A 24,188-nucleotide genomic window follows, 5' to 3' on the forward strand; every position below is an offset into this window, starting at 1 on the left:
TCCAAGCCCTCTACAGCCTCCGCTGACCCTCACCGTTAAGCCGAGGAATCAGTCACCCACCCCAACCCGCACAACACGACTCGCCGATCCTCGGCTTAACACAGACCCCGGCATAATCACTGTTAACAGGAATTCGGTTTAGCTCCGACGCCGGATCGCAGTACACTGCCATCGTGTTCGGGCAGCGATTGGCCGAGGACGGGATCGCGGCCTCTATCGGCAGCGTCGGGGACAGTTTCGACAATGCCCTGGCCGAATCGGTGAACTCGGACTACAAGAACGAACTGGTCGACAACCAGCCCCTGTTCCATGGAGCTACCGAGCTGTCGCTGGGCACCGCCGAATGGGTGGCGTTCTACAACCGAGAACGGCCACACAGCTACTGCCACGACCTCACCCCCGACCGGGCAGAGCAACTCCACTACGATCGCATGCGCACCCTCAAACCGGAGGAAGCACTCACAACATGAGCTCTCCGGAAACGCCGGGAGGGATCACTGCGCTGTGCGGGCCTCTCCCGTGGCTTCGATAGCGATGCCTAGTCGTATCGAACTCACTCACGGGAGAGACCCATCTTGAAGTCTGACGGAGAACTCATGGACATACTCAATGCCTACGACCTGACGGGGTCGTATCGGGCTGCGGCCGAGTTGTGCGGCTGCAGCCATCACACGGTGAAACGGGCGGTTGACGACCGTGCCGCCGGGCTGGCGCCGGTGGTGCGCCGCGCCCGATTGATCGACGACTACCTGCCTCATATCGAGGGGTGGGTGGTGGATACGAAAGGAAAGATCCGCGCCGACAAGGCACACGAAAAGCTTGTGGCCCTTGGCTATACAGGGAATGAACGTACCACACGGCGTGCGGTCGCGGAAATGAAAGCGCAATGGCGCGTGGGTAATACGCGAGTGCACCGGCCGTGGGTGACCGAACCCGGCCTGTGGGTGCAGTACGACTTCGGCGACGGGCCGGTTGTTGATGGCCGCAAGGTGGTGTTACTGGTGGCGTGGCTGGCGTGGTGCCGCTACCGGGTGGTGATCGCGCTGCACGACCGGACCGCGCCGAGCGTGTTCGCCGGTCTGGATCGGGTGTTCCGCATTCTCGGTGGCGCCCCGTCGTATGTGTTGACCGACAACGAGAAAACGGTCACCACTGGCCATATCGCCGGGGTACCGATCCGCAACCGGCAGGCGGTCAGTTTTGGCCGCTACTACGGCGTCACAGTGCTCACCTGCGAGCCGGCCGACCCGGCCACCAAGGGCGGGGTGGAGAACGCGGTGAAACTGGCCAAGGCCGATATCGTGCCGACCGACACCAATCTGCTCGACGCCTACGAGACCTTCGGCGATGTCGTGGCCGCGTGTGAGCAGTTCATGGGTGAGATCAACGACCGGGAGCACCGCACCACCGGACGACGTCCGATCGAGATGCTCGCCGCCGAACGCACCCGACTGCATCCGATCCCCGATCTGCCGCACACCACCGGGTTGGGGGTGACTCGCCAGGTCCCCCGCAACACGCCGATGATCTCGTTCGAACACTGTCAATACTCTGTTCCGGCAACACTGTTGGGTCAATCGGTGTGGGTGCGTCATCACCCCGCCACCGATGAGGTGATCGTGTGCGCGCTCGATGACGGCGGCCCGACCGAGGTGGCCCGACACCGCCGTACCAGCCGCGGTACCCCGGCGATCGATGACGCCCACTTCCCCGACCATGAACCGAAAATCCCGGGTGACTATCGGATTCGGGCACGCAACACCGACGACCACGCGTTCCTGGCGATCGGCGAGGGCGCCGGATTGTGGTTGAAAGAAGCCGCCGCCGTCGGCACCGAACGCATGCGGGAGAAGATGCGCCATGCCGTGTCGCTGGCCGCCCTGCACACCACCTCGGATGTGGACTGGGCGTTGGGCCATGCCGCGGTACACGGCCGATTCGCCACCGGTGATCTCGACTCCATCCTGGCCGCCAAAGACCTCGACCACACGCGGCACCAGGCCTCGGAGAACACCTCGCTGGCACAAGGAACCAAAGTCTGGAACATGTTGGGCAACAACACTATCGACGACGCCTATCTCGGCGAGGAGGAAACACGATGACCACAACAACGATGTTGCCTGCAGAAGTCGAAACGTTGATGCGGCAACTGCGGCTGCCCCATGCCCGCGCGATCGCCGGTGACGTGCTGGCAACCGCACGGGCACAACGCTGGGACCCCGCCGAAGTCGTCAAAGCATTGCTCGCCGAAGAATCCGCAGGCCGCGCCCGATCGATGTTGGCCTCACGCCGCAAATCGGCGAACTTCCCGACCGGCAAAACCTTCGACGTGTGGGACGAAACCGCCTCCTCGATCCCCGTACCCACCCAGCACGCCCTGCAAACCCTCGAATGGGTGCAGCGACGCGAGAACCTCGTGGTGTGCGGACCCGCCGGCACCGGCAAAACATTCTTCCTCGAAGCCCTCGGCCAGAAAGCGATCGAGGCCGGCATGCCCGTTGCGTGGTTCAGCCTCGAGCAACTCGGCACCCTGGTCCGCGCGCACCGCGCCGATGACACCCTGGGCAAGGCCATCGCCAAGATCGTGCGCGCCGAACTCGTCGTCATCGACGACGTCGGCCTGCTGCCAGTAGGTGCTGACGCCGCAGAAGGGCTCTACCGGGTCGTAGAAGCCGCCTACGAACGCAAATCGGTGGCCGTGTCCTCCAACCTGCACCCATCCGGTTTCGACGAACTCATGCCCAAAACACTGGCCACTGCCACCGTGGACCGGCTGCTGCACCACGCCCACCTCTGCCAGACCACCGGCGACTCCGTGCGCCTGGCCCAAGCCCTGGCCGGAAAGGGGGTCACCGCGCTGAACTGACATCCCCCGGTGGCGGACCAGCGGGCAGATTCATGTCCGCCACCGGGCACCCCCTCGTGACCGCCTACGGGCAGTTTCCACGACCGCCTGTGGGCACTTCCCGCTGTCCCTTGACACTTCGCCGCCGCCGGTCTGGACATCCAACGACGCTGATGCCCTGCCAACCCGCTCGGCGAGCTGGCGGGCATAACCCCAGGCGGGGCGTTCCTCGGTTGCTCGTCCATCCACCCAGGAGAAGTCCCAGCCGGACACGTCAGCAGAAGCTCCGGCCTCGATTAGTGAGTCGAACGTGTCAGGCATGAGGAACATACTCCCTGACAGCGTGCCAGAGTGGTGGGGTCGCATCTTCGATGTGGCGCGAGCGACATGGGCCGGCCGTCGAGGATCACCGTGGCGTCGGGCACACACCGGACGGTCGGGCGCGTCGCCGGGCGAATGACTCAGACACCCTCACCCGGTGCGTCCTCGACCAGCCGCGTGAGCAGCTCGCCGAACACTGAACGCTCCTGCACCGAGAGGCGTCCGAAGGACTCCTGCATGACGCGGTCGATCGCCACGTTTGCGGCCTTGAGCACCTTCTCGCCTTCGGGAGTCAACTCAGGCCGGATGGCACGTCCTGGTCCGCTCACGCGACGTATCAGTCCGCGCCTCTCCATCCGGGTGGCGAGGGTGCCGAATGCCTGGTCGGTCTGAAAGGTCAACACCGCGAGGTCATGCAACGAGGCTCCGGGGTGAGCATGTAAGTGGCGCAAGGCATCCCACTGCACGATCGAGATGTCCAGCGCCCTCAACGCATCGTTGCCGGCCCGGTGGTGTTTGACCTGTAGACGTTTCACGGCCTGGCCGAGCTGCTGGATGGTCATCGCCATGTCCTGATGGTAGGACATCGGAACAACTTGCTTATATAAATATCCTTATCTAAGGTTGTTTATATGATGGCCCCGGCCGTGCTGCTGCTGCACGGTGGCGCCGGCCCGGACTCTGTCGCCGGCTTCGCAAACCTGCTCGCAGACCGGACTGGCAGTCGCGTGATCACGCCGGTTCACCCCGGCTTCGGAGGTACCTCCCGCCCCGAGGCCCTGGCCACCATCGGGGGGCTGGCCGAGGCCTACATCGCATTGCTGGACGCGCTCGACATCGACGACGTCACCGTGATCGGCAATTCGATCGGCGGCTGGACAGCCGCCGAGATCGCCGTAGGCCGGCCGTCACGGCTCGGTCGCCTCGCACTCGTCGACGCGGTCGGCATCGATGTCCCCGGTCATCGCGTCGTCGACTTCTTCGTACTGACCCCGCGTCAGATCGCCGAGCGCAGCTTCCACGATCCCGCGAGATCTGTCGTCCCCGACGTCGCGACACTGCCACCGTCCGTACGGGCGATCACCGAGGGCAATCGCGAGGCACTGCGCGTTTACGGCGATCCGATGACCGAGCCCGGTCTGCTGGAGCGGCTGGCCTCGATCGATGTGCCCACGACTGTGATCTGGGGTGAGAGCGACGGTATCGCTGACGTCGATTACGGCCGCGCGTACGCCGACGCGATCCCTCGTGCACAGTTCATCGTGCTCGAGGGCGCCGGACACGTCCCACAGATCGAGACCCCCGAGACCTTGTTGGGTGCGCTGACCCCGGTGCTTGGCTAACCTGTCCGGCGCCCGCACCGCGCAACTGTTGACCTTCATGTTGGTTGAGACCCGACAATGAGCTGGCGACCGGCTATCGGTACTACGCGCCTCCCAGATTCCGCGGGCGATACAAATTCGGCAGCTCCGCGATATCGGCATGTCGCTGCCGACGATCGCCCAATACCTCGCGTCGAACGATGCGATGCAACGCAGCTGATCGACGACCGTGCGCGTCGAACTGCGCAAGCTCGTCGACACGCGCGCCGGCTTCTGGCTGATCGTGTCGACGGGGAGTGATCACCGTGGCCGTCGTGGTCACGATGCTCATCGCGAACAGCACAAAACCGGAGGTGTTGAACTTCGGCGAGTTCTTCGGCAAAACCAATATCCCGACCGCCATCATCTTGCCTGTACTCGCGATCCTGCTTGTCACGAGCGAGTGAAGTCAACGACACGCGTTGACCACCTTCACGATGGAGCTTCGACGCGAACGAGTCATCCTCGCCAAACTCGGCGCCGCACTCATCGCAGGAGTCAGCGCCGTGGTGTTCTCGCTGATCGTCGGGGCGATCGCCACAGTGCTCGCGCGGGTCATCTACGGTTCGCCCGCCTGCGAATGGAGCTTGACCGCTGCCGGAGTGGTCAACTCTTTCACCATCCAGATGTTCGGGCTGCTCGTCGGATTCGCCTTTGCCGCACTCATCCTCAATACCCCCGGCGCCGTCGCCTACTTCGCCTTGCCAACCGTCTTGTCCATGCTCACCGAGTTGGTGCCGTGATTCAAGGACAACCTGAGCGGATGGATCGACATGGCGTCGACGCAGACGCCCTTCCAGTCCGGAGACTGGGCCACCGGCGGGGAGTGGGGGCGGCTGATGGTCTCGACACTCGTCTGGATCGCAATCCCATTGACGCCGGGTGTGATCCGACTATGCGGACAGAGGTCAAGTAGCCGTGAGGTGACGGCACTCTGAACGCACGAACTACGCGGACCCGCATCCCTCCGGGTCCGCGTAGTTCCCCCTGATCCCATATATTGGTACCAGGTTTCCATTGTATGAAATAGGGATGATAGTCTTCACACACGGTACGCAGAATCTGATGTCGTGCCGACACGGTGACCACCCGCATCACCCCTCGCCATTCTCGTATGTCTCCCGGTGGTGGTGTTCCATGCTCGCGTCCCAACCTCTTCCGCCAAGCTCCATGGCTTTCAACGCCATTGGCGGATCAGCAATTCGTGACCTGCTGAAGGTCACCGAACAACCGGGAGTCCTCAGCCTCGCCGGCGGACTGCCCGCAACGGAGTTCATTCCGACATCCGCGATCGCCGCAGCAACCCAACTCGTGATGACCGACGACGCGGCGCTGCAATACACGGCCAGTCGCGGCGCGGCAACGTGTCTCCGCGCCGTCGCTGCCTTCATCGGCGGCTCACCCGACGAAGTGTTGATCACCCACGGCTCTCAGCAAGCGCTGTCGATGCTGGCGCATGCGTTTGTTGATCCCGGTGACGTCGTGATCGTCGACGACCCGGTCTATGTCGGCGCGCGTCAGGCATTCCAAGCCGCACGAGCACGCATTGTCGCGCTCCCCATCACCGCGACCGGTACCAACACCGCACACCTTGCTGAGCTACTCGAGTCGGGTCTCCGACCGCGGATCGTGCACACTGTCAGCAACTTTCACAATCCCAGCGGCGTCACCGCCGATCCCGACACTCGACAAGCACTCGCCGACCTTGCACAACAGTACGGCTTCTGGATCATCGACGACGACCCGTACGGATGCCTGCGCTTCAGCGCCGACGACGGCCGTCGCCGGATCGCACCCGACCCGATACCCGGCGACCGGGCCATTCGACTCGGCTCTGCGTCGAAGATTCTTGCTCCGGCGTTGCGCGTCGGCTGGTTACAGGGACCCACCGGTGTCATCGATGTCGTCGAGCGCCTGAAACAGAGCGCGGACCTCTGCGGTTCCACCTTCAGCCAGCTCGTGGTGGCTCAACTGCTCTCCGACACCCAGTGGCTCGACGAGCATATCCGCACGCTGTGCGTTGAGTACGGCGCCCGCGCAGCAGAATTGGTGAAGTCGCTACACCGACACCTCGGCGACGGCGTCGAGCTGACGGTGCCCTCGGGCGGAATGTTCTGCTGGGCAAGACTTCCCGGCATCGACAGCTCGGCACTGCTCGACGCCGCACTCATCGAAGGTGTCGCATTTGTGCCGGGCGCCGCATTCGCGGTCGACGCCGACTTCAGCGACCACCTGCGACTGAGCTTCGCGACGTTGCCACCCGACCTGCTCGGTGACGCGATCCGTCGACTCGCGATCGCGCTCGACCGGACACACTGACGTGCCGCCCGTCGACACCACCGGGCATGTCACGGATCGGTGGGAACGCCGAACATCCAGGTGCGCAACGCATCTCGGCGGTCGGAGCCATTTCCCCGATGAGTAGCTCGACATCGAGGCACAGCTCAATCGTCGGCCGCACCTCGCTCCCCCACACCCAACGATGAGGCTCCTTCACTTCGAGTGAAGGAGCCTCATCAGAGTGGGAATCGCTCAGCTCGCGAACTTGGCCGTGACCTTGGCAATGCGCTCGTCGCGCTTCTCCTTCTTCTCGGCCTTCTTCTCCTCGTGGATCTTCTTGCGAACAGCGTCGGAAGCAGCTTCAGCGGCGTCCTGCTGCGCCTCGATCTCAGCGAGCACCTCGTCAAGTGGGCGACGGACGATCGCGCCACCGTACTTGGCGACGAGGGCGTCGAACGCTGCGGTGTCCGCCTCATCCGTCTCTGCCAGAATGGCATTGCCGCCTGGTCGAATGGTCTTGCCGAACTCGGTGATCGCGACGTCGCAGTCGTCGGCGCGGCTCGCGTCGACCAGCGCGCCTCCGGCTGCACCGAGACCGAATCCCAAGAGCACACCGAGCGGTCCGCCGAGCACGCCGATCAGCATGCCGAGCAGTGAGCCGCCGACGGTGGCGTCGCCCGACTTGACGTCGCCGCCCTCGGTGACATTCAGCCGTCCGTTCTCATCACGCCGGAGGATTGCTGCGGCAGTCACCCCAGCCGACGCGGAGTTGCACCTCGGTGGGCAATCCATCGCCGACCGACGCCGCGTCGCTGCTCGATAGGTGCTGGCCCGCCGTCGTCGAGCTGGCACAGGTGCTCAACGCACGCGGCGAGATCGGCGAGGGCGACGTGATCCGCGCGCTCCGCAGCCCGCCCGGACCGGCGGGAGATCGGTATGTCGCCGAGCTGCAATCCGGCTACCGGGCGGTATCGTGACCAGCACGGGCACACAGCCCGTGAGCGGGTGATGTTTCGAACTCGGGTTGTCCACCTACCGTCCGTTACCTGTACCAACACCGCCGTCCTGCGAGGCCATCGAGGGGCGGCGGTGTTGTCTGAGCCGGGCCATGTCCGTACCAATCCATAGAATTTGAAGAGTTGGTCATCGTCACCAGGAGGACGAGGCCCCTATGCCCGACGTACGCTACAAGTTTCCTGCCGATATCAAGCGTGAGCTAAGGCGCACAAGAGGATTCGGCTGGCGACCTCGCTCCCGGGTCCGGCTGGCGAATAGCGAACCAGTGGTTCGCAGCCGTCCACGGCTTTGCGATGTTCGAGCTGGTGCGGGTACATCCGATCCGATGACGGCGTCGAGAAGGTACTACTCCCGCTTCTCGACGATCCGCTCGCAGGCCTGGCCGCCGGTCGAGTCCGGCTCGAGGACGGCAAGCCTGCCGGATCTCCATTCCGCCGGAATCGTTGCACGGGAGGACACTTCACCAGACCAGTGCGCCGGCTGGGAACGCATCGACCGATCTGCTCCCAGTTTTCCCACGGCTCGTTGGTCGTTCAGATGGCCTGAGCGCCCAGCATTCTCCAACGGCCCTGGCTTCACGTGCCGGTGCGGTGTGTTGGCGCGCCTGTGACGCCGGACGATCCCGCGGGCTCAGGTCGGCCCGGTCGCTTACACCAGTCCGTTCATGTACGCGAGAGCAACGAGGTGCGCACGGTCACGAGCCTCGAGCTTTCGCATCGCATGGTGTGCGTGGGTCTTCACGGTCAGTGGGGCAATGAACAGCTTCTCGGCGATGTCGGTATTGCTCAGGCCGATTGCGATGAGGGCGACGATCTCCCTTTCACGGGGCGTCAGTTGTTCAACCGGTGGCGACGGCGTCGACGCCGCGGTGGCAGGCGTCGCGACATAGGAGTCGATGAGCGCCCGAGTTGCCGTTGGCGACAGGGTGGGCTGCCCGGCGGCGGTATCTCGTACGGCGGCAAGCAGATCGTCAGGGCTGATGCCCTTGCCGACAAACCCGAGGGCACCTGCGCGCAACGCCTCGGTCACGTAATCGTCGTTCTCGAACGTCGTCAGGATCAGGATCGCAGTGTCGGCGAGGGCTGGATCGGCCCGGATGCGCCTCGTAGCCTCCACCCCATCGAGATCTGGCATCCGCACATCCATCAGCACCACATCTGCTCGGGTGCGTCGCGCGATGTCGAGGGCCTGACATCCCGTCGACGCCTCGCCTACCACCTCCATATCGCTCTGAGCGTCAAAGAGGGCGCGAAACGCGTTGCGCAACAAAGCATGATCGTCAGCCAAGAGGATTTTAATGCTCACGACACCACCCTTGAATTCCTCATTTCCCGATCGCTCGCAATGATCGGAAGCCGGGCGTGGATCACGAACTGATCGTCGCGATAGCCCGCATCGATCGACCCCCCCGAGGCCACGACGGTGTCGCGGAGCCCGGTGAGTCCAAGCCGCGTGCCCTCACCCTGAACCGCCGGACGCGCGGGATTGATGACCTCGATGTCGATGATCCCGCGCACCATCCTGATCCGGACTGTCGCCGATGCGGCGGTGCCGTGCTTCCGAGCGTTCTGCAGAGCTTCCGCGAGAACACGGTAGGCGGCCACCGATCCCGGGGTCCGTGCGACGCTGCCCGTCATCGGTCCTCCGTCGACGGGTTCACCCATGCCGTATTCGGTGTGCTCGATGGTCATTCCCGCCGATCGAAACGATTCGATCAGCTCGGCGCGGGCGTCGAAGTGGGCGACCGGCAAGCGATTCACGTCGGGTGCGGACGTCAAGAGGCCGACCGTCGATCGCAATTCATCGAGTGCGAGCCTGCTCGCCTCCTCGATCGCCGTCAACGTCTCGGCGACCTTCGTCTCCGACTCCGAGTGCGGTGTCGCCATGAGGTAGCGGGCAACCCCGGCCTGCGCGTTCACCAGAGTGATGTGATGCGCGACGTCGTCGTGCAGGTCGCGCGCGATGCGCATGCGTTCGGCCTGTACCCGCTGATCGGCTTCGCGCTCCCGCGACGCAGCCGTTGCCACCGCCTGTGCGCGCACCGCGTCGATCCGTTCGGCACGCGTGCGCACCATCGTGCCGACGGCCACCGCGATCACCACATAGTCGAACACCACCAGGTGGGTCAGCTCGATACTGTCGGGTGTCACCCAGATGAATGATGCCGCGGTCAGCCACATGCCGACCACCACCCCGACCAGCCAGCCGACACCCACCCGAAAACGTGTCGACGATGTGGCGAGGTAGATCGCCGCAATCGAGGCCAGCGGTATCCAGGGTGTGTGTGGGGGCACCGCAACCAAGAGGGTCTCGGTCACGACTGCGGCGGGCAGAGCGAACCACGGTTGTCCGCACGCCCACAGGACACAGACCCCCGCAATGAAGGCCAGCACAACCCGGAGCGGCAGAGTCGAGCGATCGCCCGCGAACAGGACGACCACCATCGGGAGGCACGCCACACACGCTGCAGCGATCCACTGCGACGTGCTCCCTGAGAAGCTCCCGTGTGTCCTCGTCACAGACGACGCCTCCTATCCGGTTATCCAGTATGCCCGGACACGCGCTGCTGGTCGTGGTCTGCGGACGGCGCTGCGGCATCATCGTCATCCGCTGATGCCTCTATCGAGAGGTTCGGCAGCAGTCGTCCCAGCCATCGGGGCAGCCACCAGTTGGCGCCACCCGAGACGAACATGAGCGCTGGGATCATTGCGAGTCGGACGACGAATACGTCGAGTAGGACGGCAAGTGCCAGGCCGAGGCCGAACTCAGCGATGAGCCGGACCCCGCCCGCGGCGAACGAGGCAAAGACACTGAACATGATCAGCGCGGCGGCGATCAGCACCGGCGCGGTGTGCGTGACACCGTCACGAATCGAACGCCTGGTGTCGCCGGACTGATGCCAGCGTTCGTAAATGCTACTGAGCAAGAAGACCTCTTTACCGGACTAGGATGGCAGGAGCTCGCCAGCAATGCGTTTGCCGCAATCATCTGCTGACGACCGTCTCCCGAACCGACGCGCCAACGAAGGCGTGACTGCTCTTGTCAGAGCTTGATCTTGACATTGTCACCGCGGCTGATTGCTTCGGCGATGCTGGTCAAAGTCGGCTCGACGAGGGCGGTGCCAAGCTTGCGTTGCAGCGCTCGCTTGACCGTGGCTACGGGCTGGCCTTTGCACTGGCGGTAGACGGCGTCGACCTCCCGCTGCATGTTTCCCGCAACCTGCTTCGCGAGCTTCTTCTCGAAGTTCGGATCCATCGTGAATCCAGCCATGTCGTCCCCCTTGTGGTCACCACTTGAGTGATCACGATCGTATCTGCGGGCACCGACACCAACCCCGCCATCAGCGTCTACCTGACCATCCGCCTGACGAGGTAGCGAGCGTCACGGCCGACTCCCCGTAAAGATGCGGAGGAGAGGCTGCGCTGCCATTCGAGGCCGATGTAGCCGAGTCCGGTGTGGGTGGTGGACAGGCCTTTCCGTTGCCGGGGGCGCCCGTCCTGGTCGAGAGCACCGATACCGGCGAGGTAGGGCAGGTGGGGTGTGTATCCGGTGGCAAGGACGATCGCGTCGACGTCGCTGGAGGTGCCGTCGGGCCATACGGCGGTGTCGCCGTCGAGTCGGGTGAACATCTCGCGGGCAACGGGTTGGGATGCGGCGAGGGCGGCGCGGTAGCGGCCGGTGTCGAAGACCGGCACGGTGGGCGGGTTGGTGATCCGGTGCCCGATGGGGAGGGCGTCGATGCCGGTGATGGTGAACCAGAAGTGCATGTCGCGGCCGAGGGGGCGTTGCGGGGCGAACTTCACCGGTGTGCGGCTGGCGAGGGTGACTGTGGTGGTGTCGGCGAGTTCCGCGGCGATCTGGACCGCGGAGTTGCCGGCGCCGACGACGATGACGTTCTCCCCGGTGTGGTCGGCGGGGGTGCGGTAGGTGCTGGCATGCAGCAGTTTTCCGGTGAACGTGTCTTGTCCTGGCAGTGCCGGGAGGTGGGGTGAGCCGAATCCGCCTGTGGCGGCGACGAGCCGGGGTGCGGTGAAGGCGGTTCCGATGTCGGTGTGGGCGGTGAAGGTGTGGCCGTCGTGGTCGACGGCGTCGACCCGGTGGTTGAGGTGGATGTCGACGTCGAGGCCCTTGGCGTAGCGGCGCAGGTAGTCGACGACTTCGTCGCGGTGCGGGTAGTGGTCGGGGTCGCCGGGGAAGGAAAGCCGGGGTAGGGAGCTGTATTTCGCGGGCGAGAACAGGGTGAGGCTGTCGTAGTAGTGCGGCCAGGATCCGGCGGTGTCGTCGGAGGCTTCGAGGATCGCGGCGGTCAGGCCACGCTGGCGGAGGGAGTGGGCAGTGGCCAGGCCGGACTGGCCGGCGCCCACGATGAGGGCGTCGTAGTGGGACATGTGGGGGTCCTTCGAATCAGGGAGTGGCGTCGACGGTGCGGCGGGGGACGCTGGCGGCCGCGACGAGGGCTGCGAGGAGTGCGATGGCACCGAGGACGAGGTAGGCGTGGGCGTAGCTGCCGGTCCAATTCGACAGGGCGGTGCCGGCCCACGGGGCGAGTGCCATCACGATGACGATGGGGGCGGACATCAGGCCGTTGAGGCGGCCGTAGTGGACGGCGCCCCACCGGTCGGTGATGGCGGTGGCTTGGACGAGGGTGAACAGTCCACGGATCAGTCCGGCGCCGATCGCGACGGTGATCAGGGTCACGACCGTGGTCACGACACCCAGTAGTGCGGTGCTGACGGCGGTCGCGACGAGAACACCGATGGCACGGCTGCGAGCCGAGGTACGGGCCGCGAGGGGCAGGTAGCCGATGCGGCCGAGGAGCTGTCCCGCCCCACTCAGGCCGAGGGTCAAAGCCGCCAGAGACGGGGAGAAGCCTTGTTCGATGAGCAGCGGCACGAGGTTGAACACGCCAGCGAAGGCGGCGAACGCGCCGAGGCTCAAGGCGGCGACGAGGGCGAGGAACGCGGGGCTGCGGGAGGCGTCGCGGTGATCGGCCGCGTCTCCGTGCGCCGGTGCCGGTGGGTGCGGCCAGCGCCCGCGCAGCCCCCACAGGTGGGCGGGGATGGTGATGACGGCGAGGATCGCCGCGAGGATGAGATAGGTGGCGCGCCAGTCGGTTCGCTCGACCAGCGTCGCGGCGAGCGGGGCGAAGACGGTGCTCGCCAGGCCCGCGGCGAGGGTGAGGATCATCAGCGCCTTGACGTAGCTGTCGCCGTACCAGCGGGTCAGCGCCGCGAACGCGGGCGGGTAGAGAACGCCGCCCATCGCGATGCCGGCGAGGATCCAGCCGGCGTAGAACGTCGGCAGGTTGTGTGCGGTCGCGATGAGGAGCAGTGCGGGCACGGCGAGTACGGAGCCGGCGGTCATGATGGCGCGCGGGCCGATGCGGTCGATGATGCGGCCGACGGGGATGCCGGTGAATGCGGCGGCGAGCTGGCCGATCGAGAACGCGGCCATGATCGTCTGTAGGGACCAGCCGGTGTCGTCCGCGATGGACACCGACAGCACGGGGAAGGCGTAGTAGAGGATGCCCCAGCTGGTGATCTCCGTCAGGCACAGGATCGCCAAGACCCGCCGCAGACCAGCCGCGGGAAGGGTGTCGGTCTGCGGCGGGGCCTTGGTGTCCGTCATCGGGCTATCGTGACCCGCCGGGTGCGGTCAGGGTCACCAACTCTGGCTGCGGCGCGCCGCAGCAGCCGCCTTCCGAGGCGTCGGCGTCGGGCTCGTCGAATACCCCTGCGCCGCCGCAGACCCCGGTTTCGGGGAGGATCAGCTCGACGCGGGCGGCGGCCTCGTGGTCACCGGCGATCGCGGCGGCGATGCTGCGGACCTGCTCGTACCCGGTCATGGCCAGGAACGTCGGTGCGCGGCCGTAGCTCTTCATTCCGGCCAGGTAGAAGCCGGGTTCGGGGTGGCTGAGTTCCTCGGCGCCGTGCGGGTAGACGGTGCCGCAGGAGTGCACGTTCGGGTCGATCAGCGGGGCCAGCTCGATCGGGGCCTGCAGGACCGGATCGAGGCCGAGGCGGATCTCCGACAGCCAGGACAGCTCGGGCCGGAAACCGGTGAGCACCACGACACGGTCGACACCGTCGACCCGCTGACCGTTGTCGGAGGTCAGGGCAACCCGGTCCTGATCGGCGGGTTCGACTGCGGCGGTGCGGAACCCGGTGACGACGTTCAGCAGGCCGTCGTCGACGGCCTTCTTCGCCTTCAGGCCCAGGGCGCCGCGGGCGGGCAGCTGGTCGGATTCGCCGCCACCGAATGTGGAGGCGACGTCGCCGCGGCGCAGGATCCAGGTGATCCGGGTGCCGGGTGCTTCCTTCTCGAGCGCGGCGAGGGCAACGATGGCGTTCAGTGCCGAGTGGCCGCCGCCGGCGATCGCGGTGTGCTTGCCCGCGTACTGCGCGCGCACTTCCCGGTCGTCGAGGTCCGGGACGCGGTAGGAGATGACGTCGGCCGCGGCCTTCTCGCCGAGCGCGGGTAGTCCTTCGCCGCCGAGCGGGTTCGGGGTGCCCCAGGTGCCGGAGGCGTCGATGACCGCCTGCGCAAGCACACGTTCCTCGGTGCCGTCGGCGCGGCGGATGTGCACGGACAGCGGTTCGGTGTCGCGGCCGGAGTCGACGACGAGGTCGCGGCCGCGGCGGGCGACGCCGATGACCTCGGTGCCGAACTGCACGGCGTCACCGAGTGCGGCGGCGAGCGGGACGAGGTAGTCGCGGACCCACTCCTGCCCGGTCAGATACGCCTCATCGTCGGGGGCATTCCAGCCGGTCTGGTCGAGCAGGCGGCGGGCGGCGGGGTCGATGACCTCGGCCCAGCGGGAGAACAGTCGCACGTGGTTCCACTCGGCCACGGCAGCTCCTGCGCGGGGGCCCCGCTCGAAGACCAGCGGGGTGAGCTGGCGTTCGCGCAGTTCGGCGGCGGCGGCCAGACCGATGGGTCCGGCACCGATCACGACGACGGGCAAGTCGTTCATCATTCGACCTTTCATCGATGTTCTTCGATCAATGCCCACAGTATCGATGGCCATCGATGAATGCAACCATCGATGCCGATCGATATACTGAGTTCATGGTTACGTCCACTGAGTCCGCCGAGTGCCGTGTCCCGCCGAGTGCAGGTGCCGGGCATCCGTCGGCCGGTTTGGCGGCCGAGGACGCGGCCACCTACGCCGGTTGGTTCGCCTGCCTGGCCGAACCGACCCGTGTCCGGCTTCTCCACGAGGTCGCCAGCACCCCGGCCGGCGTCAGCATCGGGGAGCTGGCCACACGGCTGGGCATCGGCCAGCCGACCATCTCGCACCACGTCCGCAAGCTCGCCGACGTCGGCTTCGTGACCGTCCACAAGGACGGCACCAGCTCCGTCGTGGTGGTCAACCCGGCGTGCTGCACCGGCCTGCCGAGCGCGGCCGACGCAGTCATGGGCCTGCTCACCCAGCGCCCGTGCTGCCCGGACGATCTCCCCGGCGACGTGACCGTTCGACCGATGACCGACGAGGACTGGCCCGCCGTGCGCCGCATCTACAGCGACGCCATCGCCACCGGTCTCACCACCTTCGCCACCGAGGTGCCGCCTCGGAAGACGCTGGACACCCAGTGGCTCCCGGATCACCGGTGGGTCGCCGAGATCGACGGCACCGTCGTCGGCTGGGCCGCCCTAACCCCCGCGTCGCCCCACGAGCACTTCCGCGGGGTCGCAGAAAGCGCGGTCTGTGTCGCCGAAGGCTGGCGCGGCCGCGGCGTCGGCAAGGCCCTGCTCCGAACGCAGGTGATCGCCGCCGACCAGGCCGGCCTGTGGACGCTACAGACCTCGGTCTTCCCGGAGAACCGGGCCGCGATCGCGCTGCACCACTCCGCCGGGTTCCGCACCGTCGGGGTCCGCGAACGCATCGCCCAACTCGGCGGCGAGTGGCGCGACACCGTCCTGCTCGAACGACGATCCGAGACCGAGGCCGCCACCAGCTGCGCGGCGTTCTGACCGTCGTGGACATCGAGCTGCTCTACTTCGACGGCTGCCCCAACTGGCAGATCGCCCGGGACCAGATCGCCGAGGCCCTCGCCGCGACCGGGAACGCCGGAACGCCGATCGTGCTCCGGGCGATCGACACCCAGGACGAGGCAGAACGCGAAGCGTTTCCGGGATCGCCCACCATCCGCATCGACCGGGTCGACGCGTTCGGGCCGACCACCGGGGTGGGACTGACCTGCAGGGTCTACCACACCGCCAACGGCCCCGCCGGAGCACCGACAGTTCCCGACCTCGTCGAGGCGCTCCGCCAGGCGGAGCTGCGGCGACACTGACGTCAGACACTCAGTCCGCGTATGCGGACCGTGCGTTCGAGCATCGTCGAAATGTCGAATTGGCGGAAACCGACCCGATCAGTGACCTCGCGAGTGAGGGCAAAGATGCCCGCTCGTTCCGCCCACAGCGCAGCACTGCACCGAAGGCGACACGAGCGGGTTCACGGCCGAAGCAACATGCGACCTAGCAGCAGCCCGTCATCGGCGTGCACGCGCACATCTCACATGTTCCGTTCGCCATCATTACCTGACAGGTCCACCAGGCCTGCAGATTCGTCAGCCAGTTCTCCATGTCCTCACCTGATCTCCAACCCCCATCTAACATCGTAGTTCATCGGTTATCATCGCCGTATGACGATTGATCGTGCGGATGGTTGCCTGACAGCCGGGAGTACCGGCTCGACCCTCGATGCGGCGGTGGCGTTGTTCCACAGCCTGTCGGACGGGACCCGGTTGGCGATCGTGCGCCGCCTCGCTGCGGGTGAGGCTCGGGTGGCGGATCTGGTCGGCGAGTTGGGGTTGGCGCAGTCGACGGTGTCGGCGCATGTGGCGTGTCTGCGGGACTGCGGGCTGGTGACCGGCCGCCCGCAGGGGCGGCAGGTGTTCTATGCGCTGGCCCGGCCGGAGTTGATGGATCTTCTCGCCTCGGCGGAGACGCTGCTGGCGGCGACCGGGAACGCGGTCGCGTTGTGCCCGAACTACGGCACCGATGCCGAGGAGAAGTCATGAGCGACGCGTGCGGCTGCGGCCACGACGAACCCCGCCCCGAAGGCGAGGAAGAACACGAGCCCGAAAAGCTCTGGCACATCACCGAGATCCGCGCCGCCGCCGCGGCCGGCGTGCTGCTGGTCGCGGCGCTGATCGTTCGCGTGACCGGCGGAGCCGATGCGCTCGCTGTGGGGTTCGAGGCGGCCGCGCTGATCGTGGCGGGTTACACGTTCGTCCCGTCCACGCTCAAGAGGCTGGCCAAGGGCAAGATCGGCGTCGGCACGCTGATGACGATTGCCGCCGTCGGAGCGGTGCTGCTCGGCGAGGTCGGCGAGGCCGCCATGCTCGCGTTCCTGTTCGCGATCAGCGAGGGGCTCGAGGAGTACGCGGTCACCCGCACCCGCCGCGGCCTGCGGGCCCTGTTGTCCCTGGTCCCGGACACCGCCACGGTGCTCCGCGGCGGCCGCGAGGAGACCGTCCCGCCGGCCGAGCTCGCTCTCGGCGAGATCATGATCGTCAAGCCCGGGGAGCGGATCGCGACCGACGGCGTCATCCGCACCGGACGCACCGCCCTGGACACCTCCGCGATCACCGGCGAATCGGTGCCCGTCGAGGCCGGTCCCGGCGACGAGGTGTTCGCCGGGTCGATCAACGGCACCGGAGTCCTCGAGGTCGAGGTCACCGCTGGCGCGCAAGACAACTCGCTGGCCAAGATCGTGCGGATCGTCGAGGCCGAGCAGTCCCGCAAGGGCGAAGCGCAACGCCTGGCCGACAAGATAGCCAAGCCGCTTGTCCCGGCCGTGATGGTCGCGGCCGCGGTCATCGCCGCAGTCGGCAGCCTCGCCGGTGATCCGCGGGTGTGGATCGAACGCGCCCTCGTCGTGCTCGTCGCCGCCTCACCGTGCGCGCTGGCGATTGCCATCCCCGTGACGGTCGTCGCCGCGATCGGCGCCGCGTCCAAGCTCGGCGTCCTGGTCAAGGGCGGTGCCGCCCTCGAAGCACTCGGCCGCATCCGCACCGTCGCGCTGGACAAGACCGGCACTCTCACCCGCAACCAGCCCGTCGTGATCGACGTCGCCGCCGCTAACGGCGCCACCCGCGGCGACGTCCTCGCGGTGGCCGCGGCGTTGGAGGCCCGCAGCGAACACCCGCTGGCCCGAGCGATTCTCGCCGCCGTCGGCCACTACGTGCCCGCCGACGATGTCGATGCCGTGACCGGCGCGGGCCTGACCGGCCGCATCGACGGCGCACCGGTTCGGCTCGGTCGACCCGGCTGGATCGACCCCGGCCCCCTCACCGCCGACATCGAACGGATGCAGCGTGCCGGCGCCACCGCGGTCCTGATCGAGCGCGCCGGAACCGTGATTGGGGCGGTCGCCGTCCGCGATGAACTCCGCCCCGAGGCACACGAGGTGATCGCCGGCCTGCGCCGCGACGGCTACCAGGTCGCGATGCTCACCGGCGACAACGACCGCACCGCCCGCGCCCTGGCCGCCGACGTCGGCATCGACGAAGTGCACGCCGACCTGCGCCCCGAGGACAAGGCCCGCATCGTCGGAACCCTCCGCGCTGCGCGACCGACCGCGATGGTCGGCGACGGAGTAAATGACGCCCCCGCCCTCGCCACCGCAGACCTCGGTATCGCGATGGGCGCAATAGGAACCGACGTGGCGATCGAGACTGCCGACGTCGCTCTGATGGGCGAGGACCTGCGCCACCTACCTCAGGCGCTGCACCACGCGCGCCGGTCTCGGACGATCATGCTGCAGAACGTCGGCCTGTCCCTGGCGATCATCACCGTCTTGATGCCGCTGGCCCTGTTCGGTGTCCTCGGCCTGGCCGCGGTCGTCCTCGTCCACGAAGTCGCCGAGATCGTCGTCATCGCCAACGGCGTCCGCGCCGGACGCGCCCGAACCCTCACCGCAGCGACACCCTCGGCGATCACGCGCGAACCGATCGCCGGGACTCGGTCATGACCTACGCCGAGCCCACCACCTCGACCTCAGCCAGGTGGCGCCGCGGCCGCCGCACCCTCGTCGCGGTCGCCGTCGCCTTAGCTGCGATCGCGCTGGTCGTCGATCCGATTGCACGCGACACTCTTTCCTGGGGTCGGACCGTCGATCTCGGCCTGCTGCAACTGCGCCTGACCTACAACACCGGGGTCGCTTTCAGTCTCGGCGACCAACTCCCCACCGCCGTCGTTCTTGCCGCCACCGCGGCCATCACCGCCACGATCAGTGTGTTCGCGTGGCGTACCGCACCGGACAGTCACCCGATCCAGACCGTCGGGCTCGCCGCGATCGTCGCCGGCGCCGCCGCCAACGTCATCGACCGTCTTCTCGACGGCAAGGTCACCGACTACTTCCACACCGGATGGTTCGCCACCTTCAATATCGCCGACACCTACATCACCTGCGGCGTCGTCCTCGTCATCGGCGCATTGCTCCTCGAATCCAACGAGGACCACTCACCATGACCCGCATACCCGAGCACCTTGCGCAACGCCCACACCGCGGAAGCGTCCGGGTGAACGTGGGCGCGCTCGTCGCCGGTCCCTTATCGGACGAGTGTGGTCAGTCGTCGAGGTCGAGTTGGGCGACTGCAGCTTTGGCAGTGCGTCCGACGCCGAGGATGGTCGCCGAGCCGGGGCCGGTCCAGTCCCCGTAGCCGAGCAGGTGCAGGCGGGGCTCCTTGAGCGCCTTCGTGCCCGAGACGGCGATCGTGCCGTCGTGCTCGCGCAACCGCAGCGGACGCAGGTGGGCCAGCGCGGGCCGAAAGCCGGTGGCCCACACAATGACATCGGCGTGCTGAACCGTGTTTCCCCAGGCGACGCCGTCTCGGGTGAGACGGTCGAACATCGGTAGCGCCTGCAGGACACCACGATCGCGGGCCTCACGCACCTCGGGCACCATGACGATGTCGCCGAGGGAAGCCGGTCCGCCGGGATCGGGTTTCCCGGCGGCGATCGCCGCGGCGCGCTCGGATGCGACCTGGAACAGCACCCGCCCGTCGACGTCGTCGGCGAGGAAGCGGGGTGGCCGGGTCGTCACCCACGTGGTGGTGGCCACGGTGGAGATTTCGGCGACGAGCTGGGCGGCGGAGTTGCCGCCACCGACGATCACCACCCGGGCGCCAGCGAAGTCCGACGGTTGCCGGTAGTCGACCGTGTGGAGTTGGCGGCCGGTGAACTCCCGCGCACCCGGGTACAGCGGCCAGAACGGTTGCTGCCAGGTGCCGGTCGCGCTGATCACCCGCCGGGCCCGCCAGATCCGTTGGTTCGTGGTGACGGCGAGGTGCTGCCCGTCGCGGTCCACACCGGTGACCCGGACGGGCCGCTTGATCGGCAGGTCGTAGCGCTCCTCGTAGGCGGTGAAGTAGTCGACCACGTGCGAGGCGGGCGGGAAACCGTCCGGCCACGGCGGCATCGGCCATCCCGGCAGGGCCGCGAACTCCGCCGGGGAGAACAGCCGCAGCGACGGCCACGTGTGTGGCCATGCCCCGCCGGGTACCGGTTGGTCGTCGAGGATCACGAACCGGTGCCCGGCTCGCCGCAGGTAGTAGCCCGCGGCGAGCCCGGCCTGTCCGCCACCGATCACGACCACATCCATGTCGGTCACCGATCGCTGCTGCATCATGCTCAGAAGGTGACGGGCTCGCCCGCGGCGGCGAGGGTGTTCTCGGTGATCTCCCCCTGGTCGGCCAGCCAGCGCTCGGCGTCGATCGCGGCGGCACAGCCGGTGCCGGCCGCGGTGATGGCCTGACGGTAGGTGTGGTCGACCAGGTCGCCGGCCGCGAAGACACCCTCGGTGGAGGTGGCGGTGGTCGGCGACTGCACCTGGACGTAGCCGGCGGCGTCGACGTCGACCTGGCCCTTGACGAGCTCGCTGCGCGGGTCGTGGCCGATGGCGACGAACATGCCGGTGACGTCGAGCGTGGACCGCTCGCCGGTGACCGTGTCGCGGACCACCAGGCCGGTGACGCTGTTCTCACCCAGCACCTCGACCGGCTCGGCGTTGGTGACGAAGCGGATCTTCTCGTTCGCCTTGGCGCGCTCGAGCATGATCCGGGACGCGCGGAACTCCTCGCGGCGGTGCACGAGGGTGACGCTGCGGGCGAACTTGGTCAGGAAGGTGGCCTCCTCCATCGCGGAGTCGCCGCCGCCGACCACGACGATGTCCTGGTCGCGGAAGAAGAAGCCGTCGCAGGTGGCGCAGGCGCTGACGCCGCGGCCGAGGAGCTTCTCCTCCCCCGGGATACCGAGGTAGCGGGCAGCGGCACCCATCGCGAGAATGACGGCGCGGGCGTAGTACGTCTCACCGTTCGCGACGACCTTCTTGACCGGGCCGTCCAGCTCGATCTCCTCGACGTCCTCGGTGCGGATGTCCGCGCCGAAACGCTTGGCCTGCTCGCGCATCTCGTCCATGAGATCCGGGCCCATGATGCCCTCGCGGAAGCCGGGGAAGTTCTCCACCTCGGTGGTGGTCATCAGCGAGCCGCCGAACTGGGTGCCCTCGAAGAGCAGGGGCTCGAGCTCCGCGCGGGCGGCGTAGACGCCGGCCGTGTATCCGGCGGGTCCGGAGCCGACGATGATCAGGTCGTGGATGGTCGCGTCAGTACTCAATGAGGAGCCTTCCGTGCGGCCCCCGCAGGGGCGAAGAGGTGGACGTTGTCGGTCAGGAACGGGCGGGCTCGGCGGTCAGTTCTGCGATCAGCGCCTCGACCTTCGCCTTGATCTCGTCACGAATCGGGCGGACCGCGTCGACACCCTGACCGGCCGGATCCTCGAGAACCCAGTCGCGGTAGGACTTTCCGGGGAAGACCGGGCACGTGTCGCCGCAGCCCATCGTGATCACCACGTCGGAGGCCTGTACCGCGTCCACGGTGAGGATCTTCGGGGACTGCGTCGAGATGTCGATGCCGACCTCGGCCATCGCCAGGGTCGCGGCGGGGTTGACCTGGTCGGCCGGGGCGCTGCCCGCGGAGCGGACCTCGATCCGGTCACCGGCCAGCGCGGTGAGGAATCCGGCGGCCATCTGGGAGCGGCCGGCGTTGTGCACGCAGACGAACAGGACCGACGGAGTGGCGTTCGGGGAATCGGTGGTCATCGAGAACCTTTCGGGAAGATGGAGGGGTCAGGCCTGGGTGGTGGTGGTGAGTTCGGTGAGCAGGCCGCGGACACGAATATCGATCTCGTCGCGGATCGCGCGCACCATGTGCGGCGATTGCCCTTCCGGGTCGGGTACCGACCAGTCGAGATACCGTGTGCCCGGATGGACCGGGCAGGCGTCGCCGCAGCCCAGGGTGACCACCACGTCGGCGACGGCGACGACCTCGTCGGTCAGCGGCTTGGGATACGCGGCGGCCAGGTCGATTCCGGTTTCGGCCATCACCGCGAGGACGGCGGGATCGATCCCGCCGGTCGGGGCCGAGCCCGCCGAATGGACGTGGACACGGCCGCCGCTGTGGTGGTCGAGCAGCGCCGCCGCCATCTGCGAGCGGCCGGTGTTGTGGGCGCAGACGAACAGCACCTCGGGCGCCGTCTTCACCACGGAACCGTCGGTGTGGGCGCGGGCGGTGAGGCGTTCGGCGGCCAGCCTGGGCGCGAGCGCCGTCAGATGGGTGTGCACCGTGGCGGTCTCGCGGAGCGCGGCGTACGACTCGAACACCGTCCGCTCCACCGTTTCCGGGGAGAAGACCCCGACGTATCTGCCGGCGAGATGCTCGGCGGCCCGCCGCAGGACCGCCTCGGGGACGAGTAGTTCGGACTGATGGCGGTCGACATGCTGGGACATGTTCGTCTCCTGGCCTTCTCGGGTCACGAAGCGATGGGTGCGGGAGAGTCCGTGCGGTTGAAGCGTTTGCGTAGCGCGAGGGAGACGTAGACCAGGCCGACGAGGACGGGGACCTCGATCAGCGGTCCGACGACCCCGGCGAGGGCCTGGCCGGAGGTGACGCCGTAGGTGGCGATGGCGACCGCGATGGCGAGCTCGAAGTTGTTGCCCGCGGCGGTGAACGCGAGGGTGGTGGTGCGCTCGTAGCCCAGTCCCATTGCGGCGCCGAGTGCGTAGCCGCCGCCCCACATGATCGCGAAGTACGCGAGCAGCGGGATCGCGATCCGGACGACATCGAGTGGCTGCGAGGTGATCTGGTCGCCCTGTAGCGCGAAGAGGATCACGATGGTGAACAGCAGGCCGTAGAGCGCCCAGGGGCCGATCTTCGGCAGGAACCGCTCCTCGTACCACTCGCGGCCCTTGGCCTTCTCCCCGAAGTGGCGGGTGAGGAACCCGGCGAGCAGCGGGATGCCGAGGAAGATCAGTACGGACTTGGCGATCTGCCACGGTGAGGTGTCGATGGTGGTCTGTTCGAGGCCCAGCCAGCCGGGCAGCACCGAGAGGTAGAACCAGCCGAGGACGGCGAACATGATTACCTGGAAGACGGAGTTGATCGCGACCAGGACGGCGGCCGCTTCGCGGTCGCCGCAGGCGAGGTCGTTCCAGATGATGACCATCGCGATGCAGCGCGCGAGGCCGACGATGATCAGACCGGTCCGGTATTCGGGCAGGTCGGGCAGGAAGATCCAGGCGAGCGCGAACATCAGCGCCGGGCCGAGGACCCAGTTCAGCAGCAGGGAGCCGAGGAGGAGTTTGCGGTCGCCGGTGACGGTGTCGAGGCGGTCGTAGCGCACCTTCGCGAGGACCGGGTACATCATGATCAGCAGACCGAGCGCGATCGGCAGGGAGATGCCGTCGAGTTCGACGGCCCCGAGTGCGTCACCGAGGCCGGGGATCATCCGGCCCAGGAGCAGGCCGGCGACCATCGCCACACCGATCCACACCGGCAGGAACCGGTCCAGGGTCGAGAGCTTGCCGACAACAGCGGGATGGGTGGTCGTCTCGGTCACCGGGCCACCTCCACGACCGCAGCTGCGGGCACGCAGGCCGAGCCTTCGACGACACCGACCTCGGACGCCAGCACCGCCGACAACTGCGCGAGCGCGGACGGGATCACCCGGTAGTAGACCCAGGTGCCGCGGCGCTCACAGTCGAGCAGACCGGCCTCGCGCAACACCTTGAGGTGATGCGAGATCGTCGGCTGCGACAGCTCGAACGCCGGGGAGATGTCGCACACACAGCTCTCGCCGTTCTCGTGGCTGGCGATCAGACTCAGCATCCGCAGACGCACCGGATCCCCGAGCGCCTTGAACATCCGGGCCAGGTCAGAGGCCCAATCTGAGGTCAACGGCTCCCGCGTGATGGGCGAGCAGCAGGCCTCGACCCCACTCGACGATTGATTCGACATACGTCTATATTGACTCTTATCGATTCAACTCGTCAACCGAACGGCCGGTGAACACGGCCA

Annotated in this window: 25 protein-coding genes and 2 pseudogenes; 12 read left to right on the forward strand and 15 right to left on the reverse strand. The window is 67.1% G+C overall.

Features of this window, described 5'->3' with window-relative positions:
* Nucleotides 1-143 precede the first annotated feature (143 nt).
* The 3 genes and pseudogenes from ABLE94_RS17580 to istB form a co-directional block, all read left to right on the forward strand.
* Nucleotides 144-470: pseudogene (locus ABLE94_RS17580) on the forward strand (integrase core domain-containing protein); the annotation flags it as partial.
* A 105-nt stretch (nucleotides 471-575) separates the two neighbouring features.
* Entirely contained in the window at nucleotides 576-2,102 is a 1,527-nt protein-coding gene (istA, locus tag ABLE94_RS17585) for an IS21 family transposase (RefSeq protein WP_348805521.1), read from the forward strand.
* Nucleotides 2,099-2,866, forward strand: a complete 768-nt coding sequence (gene istB / locus ABLE94_RS17590) for an IS21-like element helper ATPase IstB (protein WP_348805641.1) — start codon at nucleotides 2,099-2,101, stop codon at nucleotides 2,864-2,866. The genes istA and istB overlap by 4 nt, the downstream gene beginning before the upstream one ends.
* Nucleotides 2,867-3,306: 440 nt before the next feature.
* On the opposite strand, the gene ABLE94_RS17600 is transcribed toward istB, so the two are convergent.
* On the reverse strand, nucleotides 3,307-3,735 hold the full coding sequence (locus ABLE94_RS17600) for a MarR family winged helix-turn-helix transcriptional regulator (RefSeq protein ID WP_348804313.1): 429 nt from the start codon (nucleotides 3,733-3,735) through the stop codon (nucleotides 3,307-3,309).
* Between the two features lie 63 nt (nucleotides 3,736-3,798).
* Here ABLE94_RS17600 and ABLE94_RS17605 point away from each other — a divergent pair, with 63 nt between their 5' ends.
* The 3 genes and pseudogenes from ABLE94_RS17605 to ABLE94_RS17615 all read left to right on the forward strand — a co-directional run bounded on the left by ABLE94_RS17605 (nucleotide 3,799) and on the right by ABLE94_RS17615 (nucleotide 6,846).
* Nucleotides 3,799-4,509, forward strand: coding sequence for an alpha/beta fold hydrolase (locus tag ABLE94_RS17605; RefSeq protein ID WP_348804314.1), 711 nt, complete (start codon nucleotides 3,799-3,801; stop codon nucleotides 4,507-4,509).
* 208 nt (nucleotides 4,510-4,717) lie between these two features.
* Nucleotides 4,718-5,443: pseudogene (locus tag ABLE94_RS17610) on the forward strand (ABC transporter permease).
* A 254-nt stretch (nucleotides 5,444-5,697) separates the two neighbouring features.
* On the forward strand, nucleotides 5,698-6,846 hold the full coding sequence (locus tag ABLE94_RS17615; RefSeq protein WP_348804315.1) for an aminotransferase-like domain-containing protein: 1,149 nt from the start codon (nucleotides 5,698-5,700) through the stop codon (nucleotides 6,844-6,846).
* A gap of 213 nt (nucleotides 6,847-7,059) precedes the next feature.
* Here ABLE94_RS17615 and ABLE94_RS17620 read toward each other — a convergent pair whose 3' ends face one another.
* Nucleotides 7,060-7,560, reverse strand: coding sequence for a DUF1269 domain-containing protein (locus tag ABLE94_RS17620; RefSeq protein WP_348809428.1), 501 nt, complete (start codon nucleotides 7,558-7,560; stop codon nucleotides 7,060-7,062).
* Between the two features lie 26 nt (nucleotides 7,561-7,586).
* On the opposite strand from ABLE94_RS17620, the gene ABLE94_RS17625 reads away from it, so the two are divergent.
* Complete coding sequence (locus tag ABLE94_RS17625; RefSeq protein WP_348804317.1) at nucleotides 7,587-7,784, forward strand: hypothetical protein; 198 nt, start codon at nucleotides 7,587-7,589, stop codon at nucleotides 7,782-7,784.
* A 688-nt stretch (nucleotides 7,785-8,472) separates the two neighbouring features.
* Here the strand turns inward: ABLE94_RS17625 and ABLE94_RS17630 are convergent.
* The 7 genes from ABLE94_RS17630 to ABLE94_RS17660 all read right to left on the reverse strand — a co-directional run bounded on the left by ABLE94_RS17630 (nucleotide 8,473) and on the right by ABLE94_RS17660 (nucleotide 14,797).
* Complete coding sequence (locus tag ABLE94_RS17630; protein ID WP_348804318.1) at nucleotides 8,473-9,129, reverse strand: response regulator; 657 nt, start codon at nucleotides 9,127-9,129, stop codon at nucleotides 8,473-8,475.
* On the reverse strand, nucleotides 9,126-10,118 hold the full coding sequence (locus ABLE94_RS17635; RefSeq protein ID WP_348809429.1) for a sensor histidine kinase: 993 nt from the start codon (nucleotides 10,116-10,118) through the stop codon (nucleotides 9,126-9,128). Before ABLE94_RS17635 ends, ABLE94_RS17630 begins: the two co-directional genes overlap by 4 nt.
* Nucleotides 10,119-10,363: 245 nt before the next feature.
* A complete protein-coding gene (locus ABLE94_RS17640; RefSeq protein ID WP_348804320.1) occupies nucleotides 10,364-10,750 on the reverse strand; it encodes an MMPL family transporter in 387 nt (128 codons plus the stop codon).
* Between the two features lie 116 nt (nucleotides 10,751-10,866).
* Nucleotides 10,867-11,079 carry a hypothetical protein gene (locus ABLE94_RS17645; protein WP_024499313.1) on the reverse strand — a complete coding sequence of 71 codons (213 nt, stop codon included), beginning with the start codon at nucleotides 11,077-11,079 and terminating at the stop codon, nucleotides 10,867-10,869.
* A gap of 92 nt (nucleotides 11,080-11,171) precedes the next feature.
* Nucleotides 11,172-12,212, reverse strand: coding sequence for a flavin-containing monooxygenase (locus tag ABLE94_RS17650; protein ID WP_348809430.1), 1,041 nt, complete (start codon nucleotides 12,210-12,212; stop codon nucleotides 11,172-11,174).
* Between the two features lie 16 nt (nucleotides 12,213-12,228).
* The gene (locus ABLE94_RS17655) at nucleotides 12,229-13,452 is read right to left on the reverse strand and encodes an MFS transporter (RefSeq protein ID WP_005195350.1); all 1,224 of its coding nucleotides are present in this window, start codon (nucleotides 13,450-13,452) and stop codon (nucleotides 12,229-12,231) included.
* A 4-nt stretch (nucleotides 13,453-13,456) separates the two neighbouring features.
* Nucleotides 13,457-14,797 (reverse strand): NAD(P)-binding domain-containing protein, encoded by a 1,341-nt coding sequence (locus ABLE94_RS17660; protein WP_074852727.1) that lies wholly within the window; start codon nucleotides 14,795-14,797, stop codon nucleotides 13,457-13,459.
* Nucleotides 14,798-14,892: 95 nt separating this feature from the next.
* Between ABLE94_RS17660 and ABLE94_RS17665 the strand changes: the two genes are divergently transcribed.
* The 5 genes from ABLE94_RS17665 to lspA all read left to right on the forward strand — a co-directional run bounded on the left by ABLE94_RS17665 (nucleotide 14,893) and on the right by lspA (nucleotide 19,305).
* On the forward strand, nucleotides 14,893-15,798 hold the full coding sequence (locus ABLE94_RS17665; protein WP_005195334.1) for a GNAT family N-acetyltransferase: 906 nt from the start codon (nucleotides 14,893-14,895) through the stop codon (nucleotides 15,796-15,798).
* A 5-nt stretch (nucleotides 15,799-15,803) separates the two neighbouring features.
* Nucleotides 15,804-16,121 (forward strand): hypothetical protein, encoded by a 318-nt coding sequence (locus ABLE94_RS17670; protein WP_005195331.1) that lies wholly within the window; start codon nucleotides 15,804-15,806, stop codon nucleotides 16,119-16,121.
* 351 nt (nucleotides 16,122-16,472) lie between these two features.
* Nucleotides 16,473-16,850, forward strand: coding sequence for an ArsR/SmtB family transcription factor (locus ABLE94_RS17675; RefSeq protein ID WP_005195330.1), 378 nt, complete (start codon nucleotides 16,473-16,475; stop codon nucleotides 16,848-16,850).
* Nucleotides 16,847-18,805 (forward strand): heavy metal translocating P-type ATPase, encoded by a 1,959-nt coding sequence (locus tag ABLE94_RS17680; RefSeq protein ID WP_005195329.1) that lies wholly within the window; start codon nucleotides 16,847-16,849, stop codon nucleotides 18,803-18,805. The genes ABLE94_RS17675 and ABLE94_RS17680 overlap by 4 nt, the downstream gene beginning before the upstream one ends.
* A complete protein-coding gene (gene lspA / locus ABLE94_RS17685) occupies nucleotides 18,802-19,305 on the forward strand; it encodes a signal peptidase II (protein WP_005195328.1) in 504 nt (167 codons plus the stop codon). The genes ABLE94_RS17680 and lspA overlap by 4 nt, the downstream gene beginning before the upstream one ends.
* Nucleotides 19,306-19,402: 97 nt before the next feature.
* Here lspA and ABLE94_RS17690 read toward each other — a convergent pair whose 3' ends face one another.
* From ABLE94_RS17690 to ABLE94_RS17715, 6 genes are read right to left on the reverse strand one after another with little or no spacing between them, the layout of a single operon-like run.
* Nucleotides 19,403-20,464 carry an ArsO family NAD(P)H-dependent flavin-containing monooxygenase gene (locus tag ABLE94_RS17690; RefSeq protein ID WP_005195327.1) on the reverse strand — a complete coding sequence of 354 codons (1,062 nt, stop codon included), beginning with the start codon at nucleotides 20,462-20,464 and terminating at the stop codon, nucleotides 19,403-19,405.
* A 2-nt stretch (nucleotides 20,465-20,466) separates the two neighbouring features.
* Nucleotides 20,467-21,450, reverse strand: a complete 984-nt coding sequence (gene trxB / locus ABLE94_RS17695) for a thioredoxin-disulfide reductase (RefSeq protein ID WP_348809431.1) — start codon at nucleotides 21,448-21,450, stop codon at nucleotides 20,467-20,469.
* A 52-nt stretch (nucleotides 21,451-21,502) separates the two neighbouring features.
* The gene (locus ABLE94_RS17700) at nucleotides 21,503-21,934 is read right to left on the reverse strand and encodes an arsenate reductase ArsC (protein ID WP_005195323.1); all 432 of its coding nucleotides are present in this window, start codon (nucleotides 21,932-21,934) and stop codon (nucleotides 21,503-21,505) included.
* Nucleotides 21,935-21,961: 27 nt separating this feature from the next.
* Nucleotides 21,962-22,621 carry an arsenate reductase ArsC gene (locus tag ABLE94_RS17705; RefSeq protein ID WP_005195321.1) on the reverse strand — a complete coding sequence of 220 codons (660 nt, stop codon included), beginning with the start codon at nucleotides 22,619-22,621 and terminating at the stop codon, nucleotides 21,962-21,964.
* Nucleotides 22,622-22,644: 23 nt separating this feature from the next.
* Nucleotides 22,645-23,730 (reverse strand): ACR3 family arsenite efflux transporter, encoded by a 1,086-nt coding sequence (gene arsB / locus ABLE94_RS17710; protein WP_005195320.1) that lies wholly within the window; start codon nucleotides 23,728-23,730, stop codon nucleotides 22,645-22,647.
* Nucleotides 23,727-24,128, reverse strand: a complete 402-nt coding sequence (locus ABLE94_RS17715) for an ArsR/SmtB family transcription factor (protein ID WP_005195318.1) — start codon at nucleotides 24,126-24,128, stop codon at nucleotides 23,727-23,729. The genes arsB and ABLE94_RS17715 overlap by 4 nt, the downstream gene beginning before the upstream one ends.
* Between the last annotated feature and the right edge of the window lie 60 nt (nucleotides 24,129-24,188).

This window comes from Gordonia sp. VNK1 (assembly GCF_040049135.1).
GTDB lineage: Bacteria > Actinomycetota > Actinomycetes > Mycobacteriales > Mycobacteriaceae > Gordonia > Gordonia oleivorans.

Bases quoted from the DNA above. Each gene is read 5' to 3' on its own strand.
- istB (WP_348805641.1), top strand. From the start codon at position 2,099: ATGACCACAACAACGATGTTGCCTGCAGAAGTCGAAACGTTGATGCGG.
- ABLE94_RS17600 (WP_348804313.1), bottom strand. From the start codon at position 3,735: ATGGCGATGACCATCCAGCAGCTCGGCCAGGCCGTGAAACGTCTACAG.
- ABLE94_RS17605 (WP_348804314.1), top strand. From the start codon at position 3,799: ATGATGGCCCCGGCCGTGCTGCTGCTGCACGGTGGCGCCGGCCCGGAC.
- ABLE94_RS17615 (WP_348804315.1), top strand. From the start codon at position 5,698: ATGGCTTTCAACGCCATTGGCGGATCAGCAATTCGTGACCTGCTGAAG.
- ABLE94_RS17645 (WP_024499313.1), bottom strand. From the start codon at position 11,079: ATGGATCCGAACTTCGAGAAGAAGCTCGCGAAGCAGGTTGCGGGAAAC.
- ABLE94_RS17650 (WP_348809430.1), bottom strand. From the start codon at position 12,212: ATGTCCCACTACGACGCCCTCATCGTGGGCGCCGGCCAGTCCGGCCTG.
- ABLE94_RS17655 (WP_005195350.1), bottom strand. From the start codon at position 13,452: ATGACGGACACCAAGGCCCCGCCGCAGACCGACACCCTTCCCGCGGCT.
- ABLE94_RS17660 (WP_074852727.1), bottom strand. From the start codon at position 14,797: ATGAACGACTTGCCCGTCGTCGTGATCGGTGCCGGACCCATCGGTCTG.
- ABLE94_RS17665 (WP_005195334.1), top strand. From the start codon at position 14,893: ATGGTTACGTCCACTGAGTCCGCCGAGTGCCGTGTCCCGCCGAGTGCA.
- ABLE94_RS17675 (WP_005195330.1), top strand. From the start codon at position 16,473: ATGACGATTGATCGTGCGGATGGTTGCCTGACAGCCGGGAGTACCGGC.
- ABLE94_RS17680 (WP_005195329.1), top strand. From the start codon at position 16,847: ATGAGCGACGCGTGCGGCTGCGGCCACGACGAACCCCGCCCCGAAGGC.
- lspA (WP_005195328.1), top strand. From the start codon at position 18,802: ATGACCTACGCCGAGCCCACCACCTCGACCTCAGCCAGGTGGCGCCGC.
- ABLE94_RS17690 (WP_005195327.1), bottom strand. From the start codon at position 20,464: ATGATGCAGCAGCGATCGGTGACCGACATGGATGTGGTCGTGATCGGT.
- ABLE94_RS17700 (WP_005195323.1), bottom strand. From the start codon at position 21,934: ATGACCACCGATTCCCCGAACGCCACTCCGTCGGTCCTGTTCGTCTGC.
- ABLE94_RS17705 (WP_005195321.1), bottom strand. From the start codon at position 22,621: ATGTCCCAGCATGTCGACCGCCATCAGTCCGAACTACTCGTCCCCGAG.
- ABLE94_RS17715 (WP_005195318.1), bottom strand. From the start codon at position 24,128: ATGTCGAATCAATCGTCGAGTGGGGTCGAGGCCTGCTGCTCGCCCATC.